General features: G+C 63.0%; 20 protein-coding genes. 5 read left to right on the top strand and 15 right to left on the bottom strand.

Annotation, left to right across the window (positions count from 1 at the left end; all coding sequences use genetic code 11):
* Position 1: 1 nt before the first annotated feature.
* Entirely contained in the window at positions 2-2,251 is a 2,250-nt protein-coding gene (locus FQ746_RS06280; protein ID WP_144108065.1) for a xanthine dehydrogenase family protein molybdopterin-binding subunit, read from the top strand.
* 13 nt (positions 2,252-2,264) lie between these two features.
* Positions 2,265-3,545, top strand: coding sequence for a cytochrome c (locus FQ746_RS06285; RefSeq protein WP_144108066.1), 1,281 nt, complete (start codon positions 2,265-2,267; stop codon positions 3,543-3,545).
* Between the two features lie 85 nt (positions 3,546-3,630).
* Here FQ746_RS06285 and FQ746_RS06290 read toward each other — a convergent pair whose 3' ends face one another.
* The 7 genes from FQ746_RS06290 to FQ746_RS06320 all read right to left on the bottom strand — a co-directional run bounded on the left by FQ746_RS06290 (position 3,631) and on the right by FQ746_RS06320 (position 10,057).
* Positions 3,631-4,287: an amino acid ABC transporter permease gene (locus tag FQ746_RS06290; protein WP_144108067.1), complete on the bottom strand. Its 657-nt coding sequence runs from the start codon at positions 4,285-4,287 to the stop codon at positions 3,631-3,633.
* Positions 4,288-4,289: 2 nt separating this feature from the next.
* The gene (locus FQ746_RS06295) at positions 4,290-5,036 is read right to left on the bottom strand and encodes an amino acid ABC transporter permease (protein WP_144108068.1); all 747 of its coding nucleotides are present in this window, start codon (positions 5,034-5,036) and stop codon (positions 4,290-4,292) included.
* A gap of 65 nt (positions 5,037-5,101) precedes the next feature.
* Positions 5,102-5,926: a transporter substrate-binding domain-containing protein gene (locus FQ746_RS06300; RefSeq protein WP_144108069.1), complete on the bottom strand. Its 825-nt coding sequence runs from the start codon at positions 5,924-5,926 to the stop codon at positions 5,102-5,104.
* A 55-nt stretch (positions 5,927-5,981) separates the two neighbouring features.
* Positions 5,982-7,100 (bottom strand): ABC transporter ATP-binding protein, encoded by a 1,119-nt coding sequence (locus FQ746_RS06305; RefSeq protein WP_144108070.1) that lies wholly within the window; start codon positions 7,098-7,100, stop codon positions 5,982-5,984.
* Between the two features lie 52 nt (positions 7,101-7,152).
* Positions 7,153-8,004 carry an ABC transporter permease gene (locus FQ746_RS06310; RefSeq protein WP_144108071.1) on the bottom strand — a complete coding sequence of 284 codons (852 nt, stop codon included), beginning with the start codon at positions 8,002-8,004 and terminating at the stop codon, positions 7,153-7,155.
* A complete protein-coding gene (locus tag FQ746_RS06315; RefSeq protein WP_144108072.1) occupies positions 8,001-8,963 on the bottom strand; it encodes an ABC transporter permease in 963 nt (320 codons plus the stop codon). Before FQ746_RS06315 ends, FQ746_RS06310 begins: the two co-directional genes overlap by 4 nt.
* A complete protein-coding gene (locus FQ746_RS06320) occupies positions 8,960-10,057 on the bottom strand; it encodes a PotD/PotF family extracellular solute-binding protein (protein ID WP_144108073.1) in 1,098 nt (365 codons plus the stop codon). The genes FQ746_RS06315 and FQ746_RS06320 overlap by 4 nt, the downstream gene beginning before the upstream one ends.
* A gap of 499 nt (positions 10,058-10,556) precedes the next feature.
* On the opposite strand from FQ746_RS06320, the gene FQ746_RS06325 reads away from it, so the two are divergent.
* The gene (locus FQ746_RS06325) at positions 10,557-11,462 is read left to right on the top strand and encodes a LysR substrate-binding domain-containing protein (RefSeq protein WP_144108074.1); all 906 of its coding nucleotides are present in this window, start codon (positions 10,557-10,559) and stop codon (positions 11,460-11,462) included.
* 39 nt (positions 11,463-11,501) lie between these two features.
* Here FQ746_RS06325 and FQ746_RS06330 read toward each other — a convergent pair whose 3' ends face one another.
* Positions 11,502-12,593, bottom strand: coding sequence for a calcium:proton antiporter (locus tag FQ746_RS06330; RefSeq protein WP_144108075.1), 1,092 nt, complete (start codon positions 12,591-12,593; stop codon positions 11,502-11,504).
* Positions 12,594-12,732: 139 nt separating this feature from the next.
* Positions 12,733-13,086, bottom strand: a complete 354-nt coding sequence (locus FQ746_RS06335) for a BON domain-containing protein (RefSeq protein ID WP_144108076.1) — start codon at positions 13,084-13,086, stop codon at positions 12,733-12,735.
* 625 nt (positions 13,087-13,711) lie between these two features.
* On the opposite strand from FQ746_RS06335, the gene FQ746_RS06340 reads away from it, so the two are divergent.
* Positions 13,712-14,065 (top strand): DUF4148 domain-containing protein, encoded by a 354-nt coding sequence (locus FQ746_RS06340; protein ID WP_144108077.1) that lies wholly within the window; start codon positions 13,712-13,714, stop codon positions 14,063-14,065.
* 330 nt (positions 14,066-14,395) lie between these two features.
* On the opposite strand, the gene FQ746_RS06345 is transcribed toward FQ746_RS06340, so the two are convergent.
* Complete coding sequence (locus FQ746_RS06345; RefSeq protein ID WP_144108078.1) at positions 14,396-14,839, bottom strand: CBS domain-containing protein; 444 nt, start codon at positions 14,837-14,839, stop codon at positions 14,396-14,398.
* A 265-nt stretch (positions 14,840-15,104) separates the two neighbouring features.
* Here FQ746_RS06345 and ribA point away from each other — a divergent pair, with 265 nt between their 5' ends.
* A complete protein-coding gene (ribA, locus tag FQ746_RS06350) occupies positions 15,105-15,755 on the top strand; it encodes a GTP cyclohydrolase II (RefSeq protein WP_144108108.1) in 651 nt (216 codons plus the stop codon).
* 94 nt (positions 15,756-15,849) lie between these two features.
* Here ribA and FQ746_RS06355 read toward each other — a convergent pair whose 3' ends face one another.
* The 5 genes from FQ746_RS06355 to FQ746_RS06375 all read right to left on the bottom strand — a co-directional run bounded on the left by FQ746_RS06355 (position 15,850) and on the right by FQ746_RS06375 (position 22,583).
* Positions 15,850-16,809, bottom strand: a complete 960-nt coding sequence (locus tag FQ746_RS06355; RefSeq protein WP_186310655.1) for a LysR family transcriptional regulator — start codon at positions 16,807-16,809, stop codon at positions 15,850-15,852.
* Positions 16,810-16,879: 70 nt separating this feature from the next.
* Entirely contained in the window at positions 16,880-18,367 is a 1,488-nt protein-coding gene (locus tag FQ746_RS06360; protein ID WP_144108080.1) for a M81 family metallopeptidase, read from the bottom strand.
* A gap of 58 nt (positions 18,368-18,425) precedes the next feature.
* Entirely contained in the window at positions 18,426-19,853 is a 1,428-nt protein-coding gene (locus tag FQ746_RS06365) for a M20 family metallopeptidase (protein ID WP_144108081.1), read from the bottom strand.
* Between the two features lie 61 nt (positions 19,854-19,914).
* The gene (locus tag FQ746_RS06370; protein ID WP_144108082.1) at positions 19,915-21,129 is read right to left on the bottom strand and encodes a porin; all 1,215 of its coding nucleotides are present in this window, start codon (positions 21,127-21,129) and stop codon (positions 19,915-19,917) included.
* Between the two features lie 149 nt (positions 21,130-21,278).
* Positions 21,279-22,583, bottom strand: coding sequence for an MFS transporter (locus FQ746_RS06375; RefSeq protein WP_144108083.1), 1,305 nt, complete (start codon positions 22,581-22,583; stop codon positions 21,279-21,281).
* Positions 22,584-22,902: the final 319 nt, after the last annotated feature.

Below are 22,902 nucleotides of genomic sequence, written 5' to 3' on the forward strand. Positions count from 1 at the left end.
CATGTCCCAGGGATTGCTTGATGCACAAAATGGCGGTCAGGGTAGAGGTAAAGGTGGCGTGAGCCGCCGTACGTTCCTCAAATTCGGCGTAACGGTGGGCGCGGCAACCGGTGGTGGACTGCTGCTCGGTTTCAGCGTGCCGGCGGCAAGCCAGGGTCAGAAGCCAGGCGCGTCGGTCATCGGCGGCGACGGCAACGAAGCGCCGCAAGACGGCGTGTTCGCCCCGAACGCGTTCATTCAGATCGACACGGCCGGCAAGGTCACGCTGGTCATTCCGAAAGTCGAGATGGGCCAGGGCGTCTATACGTCCATTCCAATGTTGATCGCCGAAGAACTCGAAGTGCCGCTCGACTCGGTCACGGTCGATCACGCGCCGCCCAACCAGAAGCTCTTCATGGACCCGCTGCTCGGCGGGCAACTCACCGGCGGTTCGACGTCGATCCGCTATGCGTGGGAACCGATGCGCAAAGCCGGCGCCGCGGCCCGCATGGTGCTGATCGGCGCGGCGGCCCAGCAGTGGCAGGTCGATCCGGCCAGTTGTCACGCGCAGGCGGGCCAGGTCGTTCACGCGGCGAGCAATCGCAGCATCGGCTACGGTCAACTGGTGAGCGCGGCGGCGAAGCTGCCCGCGCCGCAAGACGTCAAACTGAAAGACCCGAAAGATTTCAAGCTGATCGGCACCGCCGCGCGCCGGCTCGATTCGCCGGAGAAGGTGGACGGCACCGCCATGTTCGGTCTGGACGTGCGCGTGCCGGACATGGTGTATGCGGCAATCGCCAACTGTCCGGTGTTCGGTGGCACGCTCGCGAGCGTCGACGACAGCAACGCGAAGAAGATTCCGGGCGTGCGTCAGATCGTGAAGATCGACAACGCGGTCGCGGTCATCGGCGACCACACGTGGGCCGCGAAACGCGGTCTGCAGGCGCTCGTTATCACATGGAACGAAGGCGCGGGCGCGAAGATCGGCATGAAGCAGATCGTCGACGACCTCGCCGCCGCTTCGCAGCGCAACGGCGCGGTCGCACGTAAAGACGGCGACGTGAACCAGGCGTTCTCGAATGCGAAGACGCGCGTCGACGCGGTGTACCAGCAACCGTTTCTCGCCCACGCGACGATGGAGCCGATCAACTGCACGGTGCACGTGCGCGCGGACGGCTGCGATATCTGGCTCGGCTCGCAGGTGCCCACGCGGGTGGTGGATGCCGCGGTGAAGGAAACCGGCTTGCCGCCCGAGAAGATCGTCGTGCATAACCATCTGATCGGCGGCGGCTTCGGGCGGCGGCTCGAGTTCGACATGGTCACGCAGGCGGTGAAGATCGGCAAACAGGTGTCGACGCCGGTCAAGGTGCTGTGGACCCGCGAAGAAGACATTCAGCACGACATGTACCGGCCGTATTACTACGACAGGATTTCCGCGGGTCTCGACGGCAACGGCAAGCCGATCGCCTGGCAGCATCGCATCGTCGGTTCGTCGGTGATGGCGCGCTTCGCGCCGCCCGCCTTCAAGAACGGGCTCGACCCGGACGCGGTGGAAGTCGCGTCGGACCTGCCGTACGACCTGCCGAACCAGTTGATCGATTACGTGCGCCAGGAACCGCACGCGGTGCCCACCGCGTTCTGGCGCGGCGTGGGTCCGACGCGCGGCACCTTCGTGGTGGAAAGTTTCATCGACGAACTCGCGGCGCAGGCCAAGGTCGATCCGGTCAAATACCGTCAGGATCTGCTGGGCAAGACGCCGCGCGCGCTGAACGTGCTCAACACCGCCACGCAGGCGGCGAACTGGGGCAGCACGGTGCCGAAGGGACAAGGGCGCGGCGTGTCGGTCATGCACGCGTTCGGCAGCTTCTTCGCGATCGTCGTGGACGTCGCGGTCGATAAGGGCGAGGTGGCGGTCAAGCGGGTGGTGTGCGCGGTCGATTGCGGGATGGTGGTGAATCCGAACACCATCGAAGCGCAGGTGCAAGGCGGCATCATCTTCGGCATCACGGCGGCGTTGTACAGCGAGATCACGATCAAGGACGGCCGCGTCGAGCAGAACAACTTCACCGACTACCGGATGCTGCGGATCGACCAGACGCCCCCCATCGACGTGCATATCGTGAAGAGCAGCGAGGCGCCCGGCGGTATCGGCGAACCCGGCACGGCGGCGCTCGCGCCGGCGCTCACCAACGCGATTTTCGCGGCCACCGGCAAGCGGCTGCGGCAATTGCCGGTCGGCAGCCAGTTGCAGACTGCTTCCCAGACCGCCTGACCGGAGCCCGATCATGAAAAAAACACTGAAGGGTTTGGGTGCCGCGCTTTCCGTGGCCTTGCCGTTTCTGGCTCAAACGCCCGTGCACGCCGCCGACCAGGCGCTGGTGCAACGCGGCGCGTATCTGGCGAAACTCGGCGATTGCGTCGCCTGCCATACCGCGCCGAAGGGCAAACCGTTCGCCGGCGGCCTGCCGATGAACACGCCGATGGGCCAGATCTACACCACCAACATTACGCCCGACCAGCAGACCGGCATCGGCGCGTATTCGGAAACGGACTTCGCGCGCGCGATGCGCGAAGGCATCGCGAAAGACGGGCACAACCTGTATCCCGCGATGCCGTATCCGTCGTACGCGAAGGTCAACGACGACGACATGAAGGCGCTGTACGCGTACTTCATGAGCGGCGTGGCGCCGGTTCAGCAGGCCAATCGCGAGCCGGACATCAAATGGCCGATGAACATGCGCTGGCCGTTGAAGTTCTGGAACATGGTGTTCCTCGAGAAGGGCGTCTACCAGGACAAGTCGGGCAAGGACGTGGCGTGGAATCGTGGCGCTTATATCATCCAGGGCCTCGGGCATTGCGGCTCGTGTCATACCCCGCGCGGCATCGCGTTCCAGGAGAAGGCGCTCGACGAGAGCGGCAGCGCGTTCCTGGCCGGTGGTCTGCTCGACGGCTGGTTCGCGTCGAACCTGACCGGCGAACATAACGTCGGGCTCGGACGCTGGAACGATCAGGATCTGCAGGCGTTCCTGAAGACCGGCGCGAACCGCCACGCGTCCGCTTTCGGCGCGATGACCAGCGTGATCAACAACAGCACGCAGGGCATGAACGACAGCGACATCGCCGCGATGACGACTTACCTGAAATCGCTCCCGCCGGTGGGCGGCAACGGCGGACCGTCCTACTCGTACGATCCGCAGGCGACCAAAGTGTCGTTGGGCCGTCCGGCGGACAATGCCGGGGCGCGCGTCTACACGGCGTATTGCATGCACTGTCACGGCGTCGACGGACGCGGCTTCGCGCCGCTGCTAGCGCCGCTCGCCGGTAATCCGAATGTGCTGGAGAAGGATCCGTCGTCGTTGATCAACGTGACGTTGAACGGGACCGCGGATCTGGTGATCGGCGGAATTCCGGCGGCGTATCCGATGCCGAAGTACGCGCCGGTGCTCAACGACCAGCAGATCGCCGACGTGCTGACCTTCGTGCGGGCCGGGTGGAACAACGGCGCGCCGACGGTGAGCGTGGAGGAAGTGGCGAAGCTCAGGAAGTCCACGCAGGCGGCGCGCTGAGTTTTCAGTCGGGGCCTGGCGGCAAAAGCAGAAACGGCAACCGTGTTCAGCGGTTGCCGTTTTTTTTACGCCAGCAGGTCGATCCTCAACGATGCTGCCCGACCTTCTGCCGTTTTTCCAGCACACGCGCGTACCAGGTCAGCGGAAAACACATTGCGAAGTAGATGACCGCGACCATGCCGTAAATCGGGAACGGCCGGAACGCGGCGTTGGTGATCATCGTGCCGGTCTTCGTCAATTCCGTGAAGCCGATAATCGACGCGAGCGCCGTGCTCTTCACCACCTGCACGAGAAAACCCACGGTTGGCGCGACGGCGATTTTCAGCGCCTGCGGCCAGACGATATAGCGCAATTGCTGGCTGAAATTCATGCCGAGACTCGCGCCCGCCGCCCACTGGCCGCGCGGCACCGCTTCGACACAACCGCGCCAGATGTCGACCAGATAAGCGCTGGTGTACAGCGTCAGCGTGACGGTGGCCGCGACCCAGGGCGACACGTCCACGCCCAGCAAAGGCAAGCCGAAGAACGCGAGGAACAGTTGCATCAGCAACGGCGTGCCCTGAAACACTTCGACATACAGCACGACGATACGGCGCAGCCACGCATTCGGCGACACGCGCATGGCGAGCAGAATCAGTCCGACGATGCCGCCGCCGACGAACGCAATGAGCGAAAGCAGCACGGTCCAGCGCGCGGCGAGCAGCAGATTGCGGGCAATGTCCCACAGGGTGAATTCGACCATGATCAACGCTCCGTGGGCAGAGTGCGGGCGCCGCGCCACATCAGGCGGGCGCGCCAGCTACGCGGCGCGCTATCGTTGCCGCGCGCGCGGCGCCCGGCGAACAGACCGCGGCCGAAGCGGTTCAATAATTGCCGCAACAGAATGGACAGCACCAGATAGGTCGCGGTGATGATCAGGTAGCTCTCGAACGAACGGAAGTTGCGCGACTGGATGAAGTTGGCGGCATACGTGAGATCGGGCACCGAGATTTGCGACACCACCGCCGAGCCGAGCATCACGATCAGCACCTGGCTGAGCAGCGCGGGGAACACGTTGGCGATGGCCTGCGGCAGCACGACGTGGCGGAAAATCTGCCGGCCATGCAGACCGAGCGCCTGGGCCGCCTGTACCTGGCCGCGCGGAATCGAGTCGATACCGGCGCGGACGATTTCGATGGCGTATGCGCCGAGATTGACGGTCATCGCCAGAATCGCGGCCTGGACTTCGTCGATGTGAATATCGAGGCTAGGCAGCCCGAAGAAGATGAAGAACAACTGCACGATGAACGGCGTGTTGCGGATCAGTTCGACGTAACTCGCGACCAGCCAGCGCGCCCATTTGGGGCCGGCCGTCGCGATGCTGGCCCCGGCGATACCGACCAGGCCGCCCAGCACCGTCGAGACGGCGGTGAGCCCCAGCGTAACGGCGGCGCCGCGCGCGAGCATGCCCGCATACAGGCCGAAGCCGCTGAAATCGAACGCATAGGTCATGACGTGGCGCTCATCGTTGGGTCGAACTCCGGCACGGACCCGCGTGCCGGTCCGTGCAAAAAAGGTTACAGGTCGGCCGGCAGCGGGGCGCGCAGCCACTTCTTCGAAATCGCGTTCATGCTGCCGTCCTTGCGGGATTGGGCAATCGTCTCGTCGATTTTCTGCTTCAGACGCGGCTCGTTCTTGTTCAGACCGACGTGATCCGGCGAGCTGAACAGCGAAAATTTCTGCTCCGGATTATTCGCGGGATGACGCGCGAGAATCGTGGCGCCGACGTCGTTGCCGACCACCATCAACTGTACCTGACCAGAAAGGAACGCCGAAATAGCGCCGTTAGGATCGTCGAAACGTTTGATGGTCGCCGAGGGCGGTGCGATCTTGGTGACGCTCAGGTCTTCCAGCGTGCCGCGCGCCACCGAAATGGTCTTACCGGCGAGATCGGCGGCGTTTTTCACGGGCAGCGTTTTCGGGCCGAACACCGCGAGGTAGTAGGGCGCGTAGGGTTGCGAAAAGTCGATCACCTTCTCGCGTTCGGGTGTCTGGCCGACCGAGAGCAGCATGTCGGCCTTGTGATCGGTGAGGAACGCCATGCGGTTGTCGCCGGTCACCTGCACCAGTTCGACCTTGGCGTGCAGCGCCTTGCCGATCAGGTTGGCGACGTCGATGTCGTAGCCCATCGGCTTCATATCCGGACCGATCGAACCGAACGGCGGGTAGTCCTCGAACACGCCGATGCGAACCGTGCCGGATTTGGCGATGTCGTCGAGCGCGTCGGCATGCGCCGCTTGCGGGAACGCGCACAGCGCGCCGAACGTGGTGAAGACGAGTGCGGCGGCCAGCGTTGCGAACACGCGGCGCGGGTTGGGTTTCGCGGAGACGATGGGCGTCATGATCTTTCCTTGGGTCGAAAACGTGAGGTATGGGAGGTGACTTTTGTGCCCGGCTTCAAGGCGCGGCGGCTGCAGTCGTGCGCGCCGCAATCAGACGGCAGGCGTGCGGCGGCAATTCCGCCATGACCGGCATGCCGAGGGTGAGGCCTGGCGTTTCGCGTGGCGTCGTTGCGGCGGTCAGCGTGAAGCCGCTGCAATCGATGGTGGCTTCGAGCGAGGCGCCCACGTCGCGGATGAAGGTGACGGTGCCGGGGAGCTGGTTCGGCGTGGTCTGTGCGGTCGTGTCGATGCCCGTGCCCATGCCCGGGCTCATGGCCGTTTTCACGCACACGTCTTCGGGGCGGATCAGCAAGCGTAGCTCCCCTTCGGCGCCGCTCGCGCGCGTCGGCGGCGTCACCGCGATGCGCCGGCCGCCCGGCAAGCTCGCGCTGCCGGCGCCGTCGTAAGAGACCGGCAGGATATTGCCGAGCCCGATGAAGTCGGCGACGAATTCGCTGACCGGCTCGCGGTAAATATCCAGCGGGCGTCCCACCTGCGCGATGCGGCCTTTTTCCATCACGACGATTTCGTCGGCCATGGTCATCGCCTCGCGCTGGTCGTGCGTGACCATGATCGTCGTGATGCCGAGGCGCTGTTGCAGCAGGCGGATTTCGACCTGCATGGCTTCGCGCAGTTTGGCGTCGAGCGCGGAAAGCGGTTCGTCGAGCAGCAGCAGTTTCGGCTGCGACGCGATGGCGCGCGCAATCGCGACTCGCTGCCGTTGTCCGCCGGAAAGCTGCGTGACGGGCCGGTTCGCCATGTGCGGCAACTGGATCAGCTCCAGCAGTTCGGTGACGCGGCGCGTCTGCCCGGACTTCGCGGTGTTGCGCAGCTTCAGCGGATAGGCGACGTTCTGCGCGACCGTCATATGCGGAAACAGCGCGAGCGACTGGAACACCATCCCGAAGTCGCGCCGGTTGGCCGGCACATGCGTGATGTCGCGGCCGTCGAAGTGCAGGCTGCCGGAACTCGGGGTCTCGAGACCGGCGATCATCCGCAGCAGGGTGGTCTTGCCGCAACCGGACGGTCCGAGAAAACACACCAGCTTGCCGTCGGGCACGCTCAGGTCGACGCGGTCGACGGCCACCGCCGCGTTGAAGCGCTTGGTCACGGCCTGCAAGGTCAGATGGGTCATCGAAGGCTCCAGCGGAAACGTGATTCGGTGAGCGACGTCGTGAAGGGCGGCATCACAGCGCCACGCCTTCGTCGCCGACCAGTTTTTCGAGCAGCCAGATCAGCGCGAGGTCGATCGCGACGATCACCACGGCGAAACAGAACACGGTCGGATCGAGCGAGGACACCGTGCGGCTATACAGCCACACCGGCAGCGTCATCGTGTCGATGCCGTAGAGAAAGAAGGTCACCGTGAACTCGTTGAACGAGACGATGAACGCGAACAGCATGCCGGCCAGAATGCCGGGGCGCATCAACGGCAGGATCACGTCGATCAGCGCGCGCGTGGGGCTCGCGCCCATCACGCAGGCCGCTTCCTCGAACTCGGGACCGATCGATGCCACCGACGCCGCGCAATTCTTGACCGTGAACGGCAGCGCGAGAATCACGTGCGCGATGATCAGCCGGAACACGCCGAGTTCGACGGGCAGCGCGTTGAACACCAGCAGCAGCGACAGGCCGAGCATCACGAGCGGGTAGACGAGCGGCAACGCGACCAGTTGCTCGACCGCCGGCTTGCCGCGGAACCGGTAGCGGCTCAATGCATAAGCGGCCGGCACCGAGACGAGCGTCGCGATCAGCATGGTCGACACGGCGACGATCAGGCTCGTGCTCAAGGCGGCGCCCATCGACAGCGAATCGCTCGCGTCCGGCGACACGAAGCTTTGCCATGCCGCGCGATACCAGTGCAAGCCGTACGCGTGCGGCGGAAATTCGAGGGTGTCGGCGGCGCTGAACGACATCGTGATCATCGTCAGGATCGGCAGCGCGGCAAGAAACAGGACGATGCCGGCGAGCCAGGCCGTGGTGCGGCGCAACTGACCGGGCATCGAAAACGGCAGGCGCAACGAAGTGGGCGTGCTCATGCGTGGGGCTCTCCGGCAAGACGTTGCGTACGGCGCACGAGACGCTGCGAGATCGCCATCACCGTCAGGGTGGCGATCATCAGCACGACGCCCGACGCGGACGCGGCCGGCCAGTTCAGCAGCGGCGCGACCTGATCGTGAACCAGCACGGCGAGCATCGGCACGCGGCGGCCGCCGAGCAGCAGCGGCACGGCGAACGCGCTGGCGTTGTACGCGAACACCAGCAACGCGCCCGACACGAGGCCGGGCATCGCGAGCGGCAACAGGATATGCCGCAGCGTTTGCCAGCGGCTCGCGCCGAGCGTCGCGGCGGCTTCTTCGTAGGAAGTGGAGACGGCGCGCATCGCACTCGCGAGCGGCAGCACGGCGAGCGGAAACGCGGTTTGGATCAGACCGAGCAGCACGCCTTGCTCGCGATACAGCCACAACAGCGGCCGGTGCACCAGTCCGCTGGCGAGCAGCGCGTGATTGAGCAGACCGGCCGGCCCGAGGATGATCAGCCAGCCATAGCCTTGCAACAGCAGATTGACGAGCAGCGGCAGCAGCACGCCCGCCAGCAACAGCCGCCGCGCGAGCCGCGAGCGCGTGCGCGCCATCGCGAGGGCGACCGGAATGGCCAGCAGCAGCGCGCAAAGCATGCTTTGGAACGCGAGCTTCAAGGTCAGCCACAAGGACTTCAGGAAGTAGCTGTCGAGCAGATCCGCGTAGTTCTGCAGTGTGAAGCCGCGCCATTCGTGGCCGGCCGTGCCGAAGCTCATACGCAGCACGACCAGCGCGGCCGCGCCGAGTACGCCGAGAAACAGCAGGATCGGCGTGAGTAGCAGCCACGGCCGGGCGCGCGCGAGCGTCGTACCGGCGGCCGTTGCGCCCGGCGCCGCGTCGGGTGCGGGCGCCGAAGCCGGCGATGAAGCCGGCGCCTGCCGGAAGGGACGCGTCATGCGTTCCAGCCGCGACGTCATGCCGAGAAGATTTCCGTATAACGCTTGATCCACGCCGGCTGCACGGCGGCGAGCGCCTTGTCGTCGTGCAGCACGGCTTTCTCGGCGATCTGTTTGGGACTCGGCACGAAGGCGCGGCTTGCGGCGGGAATCACCGCTTTCGAATTGACCGGACCGTTCAGCACGTCGGCGGCCATGCGGCCTTGCACGCCGGCATCCAGCGAATGGTTGATGAACGCGTGAATCAGATCGCTGTCGCCGGGATGCGCTTTCGGAATCACCGTGAACATGAGTTGCGTGGCGAAGCCTTCCTTCATGCCATAGGTCACGCCCATGTTGTATTCGGGCTTGCGGATCTGATCGGGGAAGAAGGCCGGCGAGTAGATGCCGCCCAGGTCGAGCGAACCGGTGCGGAACAGATCGGCCACCTGATTCGGATTTTCGCCGAGCGTCATCACGTGGTCTTTCAGTTGCATCAACTTGTTGAAGCCGGGGTCGATGTTCTGCTGCGAGCCGCCGTTCATTTTCGCGGCGATGATCGCGAGGTCCACCGCTTCAGCCCATTCCGGCGGCGGCAGGAAAATGCGGCCGGCGTATTTCGGGTCCCACAGCGCTTCGTACGAGGTCGGTGCGCTCTTGACGGTGGACGTGTTGTAGATCAGCCCGTCGGACCACAGCAGGTAGCCCACGCCGAAACCATTTGCGCCCGTGCGGTACTGCGGCGCGACGTCTTTCAGGTTCGGCAGCTTGTCGAGGTCCGGCTTCATCAGCAGACCGGCGTCGCCGAGACCCGCTGCGCCCACGCCGGCCAGCGTGATCACGTCGTAAGTGGGGCGCTCGCCCGCGGCTTTGACTTTGGCGACCATGCCGGAGGTGCCGTCGGCGCGATCGGCGATGACTTTCGCGCCGGTCTTCGCGGTGAAGGTCGCCGCGATGTTACGCAGTGCGGCGGCGCCGGTGTCGTCCGACCAGGTCAGCACGCGCAGCGTTTTGCCGGCGAAGCTCTTCTGCTCCTGAGCGCGAAGATTGACGAAGGGCATGGGCAATGTCGACGCCGCGAGCGCCGCGCCGATCGTCTTGATGGCCTGCCTTCTACCCCGTTTGATGTCCTGCATGGCGGTCTCCCGTGTTGAACGCCTGTTGCCTGATGATGTTCGCGATGAAGCGGCGGTGCGGCCAGTTGCCGCGTGTGATGCACTCTAGGTTTGTCAAAAACCCCCAACAAACGAAATATGCGCATGGGCGGCATGACGGAATCTCATGACGTGCGTTTGCGTTGAGGCTTGCCTGATGACAGGCGGTGTCTCGCAGCGGCCGTCGTGGTGGCGCATTCGGGTTAACGTTTGGGTTTTCGGGTTGCCGGGGCCCGGCGGTGAGGTATGAGCAAAGCTTGGTTCTGGTGCGATGTTGGGCGATGACGCACTGTGGCGGTGCAAAAACCGCTCGAATCGCGAGCCTTGGCGGATGCGGCATGAGTTCGGCGCATGCATGACGGCCGCGCGGAAGCTGCGCCGGAGATTCTGATCGCTTAAGCTGTGGGCTTTGCGCGCCGGTCGGCTGGACAGGCTAGGCGCCCCCTTGATGACTTTTACTGATCCGCCACGAGAACCTGCCATGCGACGTCTGCCGCCGCTCAACGCGCTGCAAATCTTCGAAACCGTCGCGCGACATCGCAGTTTCACGCGTGCCGCCGATCACCTTTGCCTGACGCAGGGCGCGGTGAGCCGGCAGATCATCGCGCTCGAGGATTACTACAAGTTCCCACTGTTCAAACGTCACGCCAAAGGTCTGACGCTCACCGCCGAAGGCGAACTGCTACTGCCGGCCGTGAAGGAAAGCTTTGCGCGCATCGAGGAGATTTCGCTGCGTCTGACGCGGCAGCGGACCGATCTCGCGCTGAAGGTGCCTACCTGCGTGATGCTGTGGATGCTGCCGAAAATCATGCGCTTTCAGGCCGAATATCCCGATCTGCATGTGCAGATCTCCACGACGTGGCAGCACGACGTCGATTTTCAGCTGGAGCCGTTCGACGCGGCCATCATCTACGCGTCGTCACCGGGCGTGGACGTGCAGTCGGTGCCGCTCTTCGAGGAACGCCTGACGCCGGTCTGCTCGCCCGATCTGCTGAAGGACAAGCCGTTGGCTCACATCGCGGATCTGACGCGGCATACGCTGCTGCATCCCACACGCGATCATCGCGACTGGAAAATGTGGCTGGCGAAGGTGGGCGAGAGCGCCGCCGGTGAAGAAGCCGCCGGCGTGCGTGCGGTCGATGCCGAGCACGGCCCGAGCTTCGACACGCTCGACATGGCGACCAACGCGGCCTTGCAGGGCTTTGGCGTCGCGATCAGCGATCTCGCGCTGATCGAACAGGACGTGGCGGCGCGCCGTCTCGTGCGGCCGTTCGACACCGTGCTGAAGACCGGCTGGCGCTACTACTTCGTTTATCCGGACTCGGTCGCGCATCAGCAGAAGCTGAATCTGTTTCGCGACTGGATTGCCGAGCATTGGGAAGAGTAGGCGCGCGGATCACATGTGCCGGTTTTAGACGTGCGCGTCTTAAGGCGCGAACGAGAGAAACAGATACGCCGCGAACAGCGACAGATGCACGGCGCCTTGCAGAATCGTCGTGCGTCCCGTGCTGAGCGTGAGCGTGCCGACCACCAGCGTCAGCAGCAACAACACCGTTTCCTTGCCGTCGATGCCGAGCACGAGCGGCTGGCCGGTCCACAGAAACACCGCGGCGACGGTCGGAATGGTCAGCCCGATACTGGCGAGCGCCGAGCCGAGCGCCAGGTTCAGGCTGTTCTGCAGACGGTCGGCGCGCGCCGCGCGCACGGCGGCGAGCCCTTCGGGCAACAACACCAGCGCGGCGATGATGATCCCCACGACCGCGGCCGGCGCACCCGCGTTCTGCACGGCGGTTTCCACCACCGGCGACAGCAATTTGGCCAGCAGCACGACCGCGACGAGACACACGACCAGCAAACCGGCGGCGGCCAGCGCGACGCCGGAACTGGGAGGCGCGGCATGCGCGTCTTCATCGATGCTGTTGGCGGCGTCCGCGAGAAAGTAGTCGCGATGGCGCACGGTTTGCACGAAAACGAACACGCCGTACAGCACCAGCGACGACACCCCCGCAAACGCCAGCTGCGACGACGACAGCATGGGGCCGGCATGCGTGGTGGTGTAGTTCGGCATGACGAGCGTCAATACCGACAGCGACGCGAGCACTGCGAGTGCAGCCGCCGCGCCGCGAATCTGGAAGTCCTGCTCGCGATGGCGGATACCGCCCACCAGCAGACACAAGCCGACGATGCCGTTGCACACGATCATTACCGCGGCAAATACCGTGTCGCGGGCGAGTCCGGCCTTTTCCGGCCCGGAGGTGAGCATGACCGAGACGATCAGCGCAACCTCGATCACGGTGACTGCGATGGCCAGCACCAGCGTGCCGAAGGGCTCGCCGACGCGATGCGCGACGACTTCCGCGTGATGCACCGCGGTGAACACTGCCGCGCAGAGCGCCACGCCGATCAGCGCGAGCAATATGCCGTTGCCCGGCAGCGCATAGGCTGCGCCGAGCACGATCCAGGCGACGAACGGCGCCGCGATGGTCCAGCGCGGCAGTACGGTCGCGTGTGATGTCATTCGAATTCCTTGGTCGTGTCGGCCGGGCGGCCATGCGTTCCAAGAACGATGGGCGCCCGGAGGATGCTTCGCCTGGTGTTCGGCCGAGTGAACCGGCCAGCTAAACCGGCCAGATATTCGGCCAGATTCAGGCCTGCTGTTACTGGCCGACCGGGCGAATCGTCAAGGCGTTTTTCACCGACGTCACGCCTGCCACACCTTGCGCGGCCTGCGTGGCCAGATCCACCTGGGGCTGCTCGGGAACCGAGCCGGCCAGCGTCACAGCACCGCCGCGCGCCCGCACGGTGATGTTATTGACGCTCAAACCCTTGGTCTTCGAGAGTGCGCTGCGCACTTTACGGCCCAAGGCACGGTTGGCAGACTTGGTCTGCTTGGCCGTCGGCGCGGATGCGGTGGTGTCAGCGGCGGCGTCGCTGCTCTGCGCGTAGGCATTCAGCGATGCCATGACGATCAATGCGGCGCCGACCATCTTGATAGCGGGGAAGACTTTCATCGACTATTTCTCCTGGTGTCATGAATACGACGATCCCCAGAGGGGGACGGTGTACTGCGAAAGCGGATACATCGGGATTGGATCTGACTGAAAACGAACTTCGAGTGCTGCGCCAGCGGTACTGCGATTGCAGGTTCGGCGTGTACGGCGAATGCGGACGCAAAGGCTTGGCGTGCCGCGTGCACACGATACCGCAATTAGTGCCATGGTGAAGTGTTCGATGTGAGGATTGATGCACCGCAACTACGGCCCGGCCGAGGATGACAGGCCCATGGCCTGGAGCAGCTTGCGTGGTTCAGATCGCTATGCGGACGGCGAAGGGTTGGCTGCAACAACACCTGCTGCAAGTTTGACGCTTTGCCGCGGGTTGATCAGGCAAAAGCGACCTCGCACTTCGCGTATTTAGATACACCGGATACAGATGGTTACGACCTTGACAATTATTACGGAAAACTCGTACCTATCCCGTCGAATGACGGTAAATAGCTCACTATCTTTTCACTTTCAGCAATTATGTATCTCGCGAATAAGGGTTTTCCCGTTGAGATCCGGTGACTACACTCAAATCACTCGCTTCCCACACAGTGTGTCAAGCGGAACAAAAAACTCATTGGAGGTAGTTATCATGAATTCGCTCATCAAGGCAGTCGCCATTGCAGCCGTTCTCGCCGCTCCGGTCGCATCGTTCGCTCAATCGAGCCAACAACCGGTTACCCGCGCCGAAGTCAAGAATCAACTGATCCAGGTCGAACAAGCCGGTTACAACCCGGCCATGTCGAACGACCCGAACTATCCCTCGGACATCCAGGCTGCTGAACGTCGCGTTCAGGCTCAAGACCCGACGACCGCTGCCCAGACGCAAGAACCCGTCGCCGATACGAGCGGTTACGGTGGTGCCGTGAACGGCTCGTCGCAATCGGGTTATGCGGTTCGCCCGGCATCGCAAGCGCCGCAACAGTCGGTGTACTTCGGTCATTAATTCTGGTCACCAAGCTAGTGCTGGCCGCTTCGCCCTGAGTCCCGAGGCGAGGCGGCAATAGCCGGTCCGACGGTCATTTCAGTCACTCGTACGAAGCGCGCCATCTGGCGATTGAGCCTATGTGGCTCACGCTTAGCGCCAGCATCATCGAATTTCAGAACGCAGCCATGCGAGCCGGCACGCAAATGCGGCCTACGTATCGGAAGACCGCATCGACACGGTCCATTAGCTAAGGAACCTCCGCTGCCGAAAGGTAGCTTCGCCCAACCTCTTACGGATTGGGCGTTTTTTGCGTGCTACCCGCGAAGCACGACGCGCACAGCCGCGCCGTCAGGGATGTTCGCCGTGGATATAAGACTCGAGTTGCGCGATGGTGAACTGCTGCTCGGCGATGATGTTTTTCACCAGATCGCCGATCGACACCATGCCGACAAGTCGTTCGCCTTCCATCACGGGCAGATGGCGCATGCGCCGCTCGGTCATCAGCGCCATGCAGTCGTCGGTGCTCTGGTCGGGGCGCACGAACCGCACGGCCCGGCTCATGATGTCGCGCACGGGCGTGGCCTTCGAGGCCCGGTCCATCAGTACGACCTTGCGCGCGTAGTCGCGCTCGGTCACGATTCCCGCGATACGCTCGCCCTCGGTCACCACCAGCGCGCCGATTCCCTTCTCGGCCATCAGTTTGATCGCATCGTAGACGGAGTCGTCGATGCCGATCGTATAAACGGTGGTGTCGTTCGGTTTGGTTTTTAGAAGCTGGGCAACGCTGGTCATGGAGCGGCTCCGTTTGCAGTGCTTGCGCAATGCAGCACGCCGAGTGGCGCGCTGTCGTCAGGGACAGGCCGTTTCAGTATAGGCGGGCGATGCTTCGGCGAAACCTCGGGAATACCTTCGGAACGCCGCGTCCGCTCGTCGGCGACGCCGGCTGCCGGGTTTGCCACAGGGACATCCGGGTGCGCGGCGCCGATTAGCGGTAAACTCCGAGTCCGCACCTAATCCCCGGTTCCCTGGGTTCATGTCAGCACCACAGCCTAACGCCATGCTCACGTCTCACGATCCGTCGCCCGCAACAGACAGCGCCATCGCCGGCGAATGCGTCGTTCTCGACGCCACCGCCACGCTTCCCACGCGCTACGGCACGTTCACCTCTTATGTGTTTCGCGTGGTCGAAAGCGGCGCCGAACATCTTGCCCTGGTCATGGGCGATGTCGCCAATCAAGCGTCGGTTCTGACGCGTCTGCATTCGGAATGTCTCACCGGCGACGTGCTCGGCTCGTATCGCTGCGATTGCGGCGAACAACTCGATCTGGCTTTGCGGTACATCGCCGCCGAAGGCTGCGGCGTGCTGCTGTATCTGCGTGGTCACGAAGGGCGCGGTATCGGCCTGTCGAACAAGATTCGCGCGTATGCGTTGCAGGAACAGGGCCGCGACACCGTTGAGGCCAATCTCGACCTCGGCCTGCCCGACGACTCGCGCGAATACGATTCGGCGGCGGGCATTCTGCGCACGTTGAAGGTCACCTCGGTGCGGCTGATGAGCAACAACCCGGAGAAGTTCGACACCTTGTCGAAGCACGGCATTCCGGTCTGCGAGCGCGTCGCGCTGGCCATTCCGATGCGCGAGGAAAACGAGCGTTATATCCGCACCAAGCAGGCGAAGTTCGGGCATTACTTCGACGAAAACGAGTAACCGGGTTTTATCGTTGACCCGTAGACGCTCGTAGATTGCGGGAAGCGCCGCGCCAGCGGCGTGACTGTCGGTGACGCGCAGTTTCCGCGCATGACTAGCGAACCCCAATCCGGTTGTCGTTGTAGGGCATGCCAGCCGGCAAACGGCCTGCGTCGCGGCCATCGAGCTTGGCGCGCAGGCGCCGGATGAAATCCTCGGCCGTCGCAGTCAGCAGTTCCTCGCTGGAATAGGCGAGGTACATCCCGATCTTCGGTGTCGGCTCGGTCAACCTCAGCAATTTGAGCAAGCCCTCGTTCGCACGCTGCGATAGCAGCGGTGTTGCCAGCGACGTAAATACCGCGACCGCCTGCATCTGTGTCGCGAGTTCAAGATACAGGTTCATCGCGGAACACCGTGTGATTCGCTCCGGCAGCGGCATGCCGCGCTCGCCGAACAGCGTTGCGACAAAGCTCGATTCATCGGTCGGGGAATCCAGCAAAAGCCACGGCAGTGCGTGAATCTGTTCGATAGTTAAAGTCTCGCTGCCTTGGTACGACGCCGCAATCGTCAACTGCACATCGAGTTCGTATAGTCGGGTCCATTCGAACGCTGCATTTTTGGGCTCGCCATATTGCGTGAAAATTGCTACATCGACCGTGCCATTTCGAAGTCCGTCCGAGATGTTCTCGCCGCGCCATTCGATCACTTCCAGTTTGACGTCTGGGCGCGCGGCCGTCAGTGCGATCAGCGAGTCGGCGAGCGCGCGGGTCGATGCAGGCGGTGTGATGGCGAGCGTCAGCCGGCCGCCGAGTTCTCCGCGCGCTGTCTGCGCGTCTTCTAAGATTCGCCCGATTTCGCGCTGAACGACCAGCGCGCGCTTCAACACCTGGTGGGCGAACGGTGTCAACGTCGCGCCATTCGCCGATCGGGTCAGCAACTGCATGCCCAGTTCGACTTCCAGCTCGCGAATGGAGCGGCTGATTGCCGGTTGCGTCAGGAACAGGCGCCGGGCGGCTTCATGAAGACTGCCGGCCTCGGCGACTGCACGCAGCGAATCGAGTTGTCTCAACTTCACAGCACCCTCGAATCCATGGTCAAGGGCATAGCTTAGCGGGACAAAATACGACCGGTGCAAGACACGACGGTTAGTTCGCCTTCACGGCCTTCCGTCCGAACAGAATGGGAGCAGGCATGCCATCTTCCGCCCATGGATTCTGGGATCGGGGATAGTAATTCGTATCGCGTCTGGTGTACGGAAGGGAAGAGAAATCGGAAGGCAGCGCGCCCGGCGAATTCACATGCCAGAGCGCATCCGAGCCGGGCCGGAACCCTGTCTGGTAGTGATTACTGGACTTCACGACGATAATGCGCTTGCTATCGAGATCGATTCCCAACCCTGTCAGCGAATCGCGTTCGAATAACTGTGTACGGATCGAACACACCGCAATGTCGATTCCACCGGTGCGCAACCACACGGACAAGCCCATCGGAATCCGGCCGCCCCACGCGGCGCCGGTGTGATCGTCCACCACGCCCATGACCTCTACTTCGAGATCGAGCGGGTCCGCCGAAGTCGGGCCGCATTTGCCGCCCAGCCGGATATTCAATGTCGCGCCGACTCCCGCCGATGCACAAACCTTCGCAACCAACGGGTCCCAGAACGCGCCGATCACAGCGTCGGTCACGTTACGTTCGAGCATCGCCTTCAGGAAGAACGTACTGTCGCCCGATGCACCGCAACCCGGGTTGTCGGCGAAATCACCCAGCACGATTTGCCCACTCATCGCGCTCGCGCGATCCAGCGAATCGTCGATCGACGGATAGTCCGGACGCAAGTCGACCCTCGCCTCGTAGAGCCGCTCCGCGATCTTTGCGGCCACTCTGGCGGCTTCCCGTGCGTCGTCGTTTGCATAGACGAGCACGCGGGTCCCCACGTCCTCCACATCGGCCCACGGAAAACCGTGTCCGATGCTGGCGGACAGAATGGACGGGCTCTTTTCTGCCTCCGTCAACTCATCGACGATATTTCGCATCGGAGGATCGAAAGTCGGGTAGAAGCCGACGATCCGCGTATCCGTCAATGCGCCTGTCAACGCGATTTCGCCTTTCGAGACTTTCTGGCAGAGGTCGTAGACTTCGTGCGCCCGATCCGCGAAGTCGATATGCGGATACTCCTTGGCAATGATCATGAGATCGGACTTCTCGACCATCGTTTTAGTCAGATGGCAGTGCGGATCGATCACGACGCCGATAACCGCATCGCCGGCTTTCTCCCGAAGCTTCGTGAGAATGTCGCCTTCGCAATCGTCATATCCTTGCGCGACCATCGCGCCGTGCAACATCAGCAATAGCATGTCGACCGGGCCGGCCGCTTCCAGGTCGCCGACAATCCTGTCCCGCAGCCGCTCGTAGGCGGCTCTGACCGTACGCCCGGAGGGTTCGGCATAAGCCGTGATACTTTCGATTACTGTGTGTCCGTCGGCTTCCGCCCGGTTGCGGAAAACTTTTGGAACGACACCGAGCATCGCCTCGGACGCGGATCCTTTCTCGTGAACAATGAAGTCTTCGTAGGAGGTCGGAAACGGTGAAAAGGTATTGGTCTCGGTGACGAGTGCCGCAACGAAAATGCGCATGATTGATGTCCTGGAACGCCAATAAAAAATTGCGTGAAGTTTTGACCGGCCGGCAAAATCAGGCGGTGCGCCCGGGAATCGGCGGTTGCACGTCTGCCGGAATCGGGCACACGTACGGCTCTTCGGCGAGTCGCTCCATCAGTTCGGTGCGCGCTGCCGCGAGCAGCAGTGGGTTCGTGTAGAGCTCGAGCGCAGTGGCGGCCATCGTTTTCGCGGCCAGCGTCATGCCCTTGTGCGCCAGCGCACTCTTGCCTTGCGAGACCCACTGCCACGAATGCGGCGACGTACCAAAAGCGAAACATGCGGTCATGCATTGCACGGTCGGCGTGACCCAGCTCACATCGCCGACGTCGGTCGAGCCGTGCATTTTCGACGGACGGTCGTTGTAAAGTTCATCGACTCCATCGAACAGCGCCTTCGGCTGGCGCCACGCCGAGGCCAGCATCCGGCCGGCCATCTCGATCTCCTCGGGGCGGGTCGTGCGGTGCATCGACTCGGCGAACTGCAACTCTTCGCTGTTGTACTGCGGCGCGCCGAACTGCTTGAGTTTCGCCTGCATCAATTCGTTTAGCGTGGTGTTGCGCAGCAGGTTGGAACACGCCGAGTGGACCTCGATTTCCAGTTCGCAGTCGGTCATCAGCGCGGCACCGCGCGCGATATTGCAGATCCGTTCGTAGAGTTCGCTCGCATCGCGATTGCGCGGTGCACGGATCATGTAGAGGGCTGCCGCGTTCGGTTGCACGACATTCGGCGCAACGCCGCCGGCGTCGGTGATGGCGTAATGCACGCGCGCGTCCGGGATCATGTGTTCACGGAGAAAGTTCGTGCCGATGTTCATCAGCTCGAGCGCGTCGAGCGCACTGCGCCCAAGATGTGGCGACGCGCCTGCGTGCGCAGCCACACCCTTGAAGCGGAAGTAAGCCTGTTTAACCGCGAGGCTCTCCATATTCATGATCGTATTCGCCACGCCGGGGTGCCAGGTGATTGCCGCTGAGACATCGTCGAACAGGCCTGCACGAGTCATGAACGTTTTACCCCAGCCGCCTTCTTCCGCGGGACAGCCGTAAAACCGCACCGTGCCTTCAATGCCGTTGCGTTCCAGCGCATTCTTGACTGCCACCGCCGCCAGATGAGCGCTCGTGCCAAGCAGGTGGTGGCCGCAGCCGTGGCCGTTACCGTTCGGGATTTCGGTCGAGGGACGGCAGTTGAGCGCGAGGCTCTCCTGACTCAGCCCGGACAGTGCATCGAACTCGCCGAGGATGCCGATCACCGGGCCGCCGGAGCCGGCTTCTGCGACGAACGCCGTCGGAATGCCAGCCACGCCCTCGCGTACGGTAAAGCCCGCGGCTTTCAGAAAGGCGATATGCGCGGCAGCGGACTTCTGTTCGGTATAGCCCAATTCCGCGTATTGCCAGATTTCGTCCGACAGCTGGATGTATTTGTCTTTGCTGCTTTCGATAAAGTCGTGAACCAGTTCGATCGACACGGATGTCTCCTAGGTGGAAGGGAGCGAAAAGCGGTGACGCGGGACGATCCCGCGCACCGGATCAGAATTGATGGTTGATACCCAGCGTGACGCTCGATATCGTGCGTCCCGCTGCGGGCGTCGGTGAGCCGCTGTCGTAGTTGTAGGTGACGCTGGAGTGAGGGCCATTGCGCATCAGGCCGACCCGTGCATACACGGACGTTCTCTTCGACAGAAAGTGATCGATGCCGAGGGTCGAGCCGTAGGCGTAATCCTGCGATTTCGTCGTTTCGCGATACGCGACCGAAGCCCGCAGCAAATTGCCTTTCCACCACTTTTGCAGACCGAGCAGGTAGGTACTGGCGATAGCGCTATCCGCTGCCTGCGGCACGTATCGGATGTAGGCGCCCTGGGCGATGAAAGGTCCGATGTCGTAGAGCAGCGAGGCGAGATAGGTGTCCGTGCGCTCGCCTGGCGCGGTAGTCGCGGCGCCGACACAACTGCCCGTGATCGACGGGTCGCACCAGCTTTGCCCGAAGGCGACCGATAGCACGGCGCGTTTGTCGACGTAAGACACCATCGCGGAGCGTTGACTGACGGCGGGACCTATCGCCTGGTCGCCTTTGAGCGAGTAGCTCAGGTCGACGCCGAACGGTCCGAGCCGCGGCGAGATATAACGCAACGTATTGGGCAGGCGTCCCAGTGCGCTGCTGTTCGCACCGAGCCCCAGATCCGAGGTGCCCAGAAAGTAGGTATAAACCGATTCGTGCGCGACCCCCAGGAACGGATCCGCACCGAGCGCTGCGGCGCCACCGGACGTGTATTGACGACCCAGTGTCAGTTGCCCGTACATCGGGTTCTGCATTCCGACATAGGACGCGCGATTGAAGAACGATGTCGAGTCCTGGGCTGCGCCGGTGTTACCCAGGAAGCCGTTTTCCAGCCGGAAGAACACCGTCCATTGATTACCCAGATACTCCTGGCCATAGAAGCCGAACTTCGAGGTCAATGCGCCGCCCGATTGCATCCGGGTAATGCTGGACGGACCGTCCTTCGTATAGTTGATGCCCATATCCACGGTGCCGTAGAGCGTGACGAAAGTTCGTTCCGAAGCAACGCCCAGCGTTTGCGGCCCGAGGCCCGATCCCCAGTACTGGAAAATCGACCGCATTTGCGAGGTGGTCGCGTAGGCGGCAGCCGCTGCGTCGGGTGGTGCGCCCGGCGACACTTCCGCGAAAGCTCCTGAGCAGGCCAGCGTGCCAATCGAAGCGACGAGCGCACTCAACTTCTTTTTCATTGCAGATCTCCACTTGCATGTTTGATCGAGGCGCTGGTGAACGGACGAGCCGCTCCCTCGCGTCTCTTTCGAGCGCGAAATTGATTCAGTCAGCGGAATAACTATTCGGAAGGCTGCCGACGGCCCGGAAGCGGGATATCGGCCGCCTGCTATGAAGCGCGCTTGCGCGGCTCGGGCAGACTGGACATCGCACAGACCGTGACGATTCCGCAGGCGATCATGTACAGGGCCAGCGACATGGGATTGCCGGTCTTCGCGAGAAGCCAGGTCACGATGAACTGGGCGGAGCCGCCGAAGAGCGCAACGCCGATGCTGTAGATGACCGAAAGTCCGCTCGCTCGAACGCTGGCCGGAAACATTTCCATCAGCAACAGCAACATGGGAGAGCTGCCGAAACTGCTCGCAGCGGTAACGAGGGCGATCAGGACCAGAGCCAGCGGGACACTGGGATACATGTTCATTGCCCAGATTGCGGGATAGATGAGCAGCGTCGTCAGCACGACAGATGCAATCGCGAGCGGTTTGCGCGACACGGTTCGATCAGCGACCCAGCCGGATACGAGGCACATGACCAGCATCGTCGCGCCCGACACGCAGCCCGCCATCAGCGAGAGCGAAGTGGGCAGGTGCAGCACGCGGACCATGTAGGTCGGCATGAAGAAGACGACGAGGTACATGGCAACCGTTCCCGCGACGATAGACAGCACGCCGCGCACGATCTTGCTGCCATGCTCGGTGAACACGCTCGCTAGCGGGTGGGCCTCCGTAGCCTCGGTGTCCAGCGTTTCGTCGAGATGAGCGCGGATATACAGCCCGACGGGCGCGATCAGCAAGCCCAGCAGAAACGGCAGACGCCAGCCCCAGGATTCGAGCGCCGCTTGCGAAAGGCTCGCATACAGCACGGCGCCGCTCAGCGCGCCCAGCAGGGCGGCGAACCCCTGGCTCGCTCCCTGCCAGCCGATCCGGAAGCCACGGCTGCCGAAACTGCCGGACTCCATCAACATCGCGGTGGAAGCGCCGATTTCTCCGCCGAGCGAAAAGCCCTGCAATACGCGGCCGAATACGATGGCGAGAGTGCCCAGGGTTCCTGCCGTTGCGTAGGTCGGCGCAAAGGCGATGCACAGCGTGCCGCACACCATCAGCGAGATCGTCAGCGTCATGGCCGCCTTACGGCCGCGCCGGTCGGCGAAACTGCCGATCACCATCGCGCCGAGCGGCCGCATCACGAAGCCGATACCGAATGTGCCGACCGCCAGCAGCAAGGAGCCGTACGCGCTACTGACGGGGAAGAACAGCTTGCCTATCAGCATTGCGAAGAAGCTGTAGACCGTGAAGTCATACATTTCGAGCGCGTTGCCGATCGAACAGGCGGCGATGGTGCGTAGCTGGGAAGCAGGCCGGCTACGGCAAACGCCGAGAGACGCATCGGCTGATTGCAGGGTGACATTGCTCATCGAAATTCCGGAGGAGAGGACGGCTTGATGGCAAGCACAGCAGCGATTCACAAAGGAGGGGAACCGGCATCGGCTTGAGTGGAAGCCAGTATTTCCGGGACAAAAAACCTCGGCTATTCACTTTTTTTCAGGCCGATAAGTTTTTGTATGCAGGCATGACTGCAGGCGTTCTGGCCGGCCCATTCAAGGCTCGCGACGTCGGCTGGGAGAGAGGCCGGTCACGGGTGTGCAGCTTTTCACCACGACTCTCGGGCGGCTCTCCGACGAACCCGTTCGCGTGTGGGCGCCTTGGAAGTACTACGTATGTCGTCCGGTGCGC

The sequence above is a fragment of the Paraburkholderia sp. BCC1886 genome (assembly GCF_900996245.1).
Classification (GTDB): domain Bacteria; phylum Pseudomonadota; class Gammaproteobacteria; order Burkholderiales; family Burkholderiaceae; genus Paraburkholderia.

What these genes read in the sequence shown, in the direction of transcription:
- FQ746_RS06320 (WP_144108073.1), bottom strand. Translation starts at nt 10,057, where the DNA reads ATGCAGGACATCAAACGGGGTAGAAGGCAGGCCATCAAGACGATCGGC.
- FQ746_RS06370 (WP_144108082.1), bottom strand. Translation starts at nt 21,129, where the DNA reads ATGAAAAAGAAGTTGAGTGCGCTCGTCGCTTCGATTGGCACGCTGGCC.
- FQ746_RS06285 (WP_144108066.1), top strand. Translation starts at nt 2,265, where the DNA reads ATGAAAAAAACACTGAAGGGTTTGGGTGCCGCGCTTTCCGTGGCCTTG.
- FQ746_RS06360 (WP_144108080.1), bottom strand. Translation starts at nt 18,367, where the DNA reads ATGCGCATTTTCGTTGCGGCACTCGTCACCGAGACCAATACCTTTTCA.
- FQ746_RS06340 (WP_144108077.1), top strand. Translation starts at nt 13,712, where the DNA reads ATGAATTCGCTCATCAAGGCAGTCGCCATTGCAGCCGTTCTCGCCGCT.
- FQ746_RS06325 (WP_144108074.1), top strand. Translation starts at nt 10,557, where the DNA reads ATGCGACGTCTGCCGCCGCTCAACGCGCTGCAAATCTTCGAAACCGTC.
- FQ746_RS06300 (WP_144108069.1), bottom strand. Translation starts at nt 5,926, where the DNA reads ATGACGCCCATCGTCTCCGCGAAACCCAACCCGCGCCGCGTGTTCGCA.
- ribA (WP_144108108.1), top strand. Translation starts at nt 15,105, where the DNA reads ATGCTCACGTCTCACGATCCGTCGCCCGCAACAGACAGCGCCATCGCC.
- FQ746_RS06305 (WP_144108070.1), bottom strand. Translation starts at nt 7,100, where the DNA reads ATGACCCATCTGACCTTGCAGGCCGTGACCAAGCGCTTCAACGCGGCG.
- FQ746_RS06345 (WP_144108078.1), bottom strand. Translation starts at nt 14,839, where the DNA reads ATGACCAGCGTTGCCCAGCTTCTAAAAACCAAACCGAACGACACCACC.
- FQ746_RS06295 (WP_144108068.1), bottom strand. Translation starts at nt 5,036, where the DNA reads ATGACCTATGCGTTCGATTTCAGCGGCTTCGGCCTGTATGCGGGCATG.
- FQ746_RS06310 (WP_144108071.1), bottom strand. Translation starts at nt 8,004, where the DNA reads ATGAGCACGCCCACTTCGTTGCGCCTGCCGTTTTCGATGCCCGGTCAG.
- FQ746_RS06335 (WP_144108076.1), bottom strand. Translation starts at nt 13,086, where the DNA reads ATGAAAGTCTTCCCCGCTATCAAGATGGTCGGCGCCGCATTGATCGTC.
- FQ746_RS06280 (WP_144108065.1), top strand. Translation starts at nt 2, where the DNA reads ATGTCCCAGGGATTGCTTGATGCACAAAATGGCGGTCAGGGTAGAGGT.
- FQ746_RS06290 (WP_144108067.1), bottom strand. Translation starts at nt 4,287, where the DNA reads ATGGTCGAATTCACCCTGTGGGACATTGCCCGCAATCTGCTGCTCGCC.
- FQ746_RS06315 (WP_144108072.1), bottom strand. Translation starts at nt 8,963, where the DNA reads ATGACGTCGCGGCTGGAACGCATGACGCGTCCCTTCCGGCAGGCGCCG.
- FQ746_RS06375 (WP_144108083.1), bottom strand. Translation starts at nt 22,583, where the DNA reads ATGAGCAATGTCACCCTGCAATCAGCCGATGCGTCTCTCGGCGTTTGC.
- FQ746_RS06330 (WP_144108075.1), bottom strand. Translation starts at nt 12,593, where the DNA reads ATGACATCACACGCGACCGTACTGCCGCGCTGGACCATCGCGGCGCCG.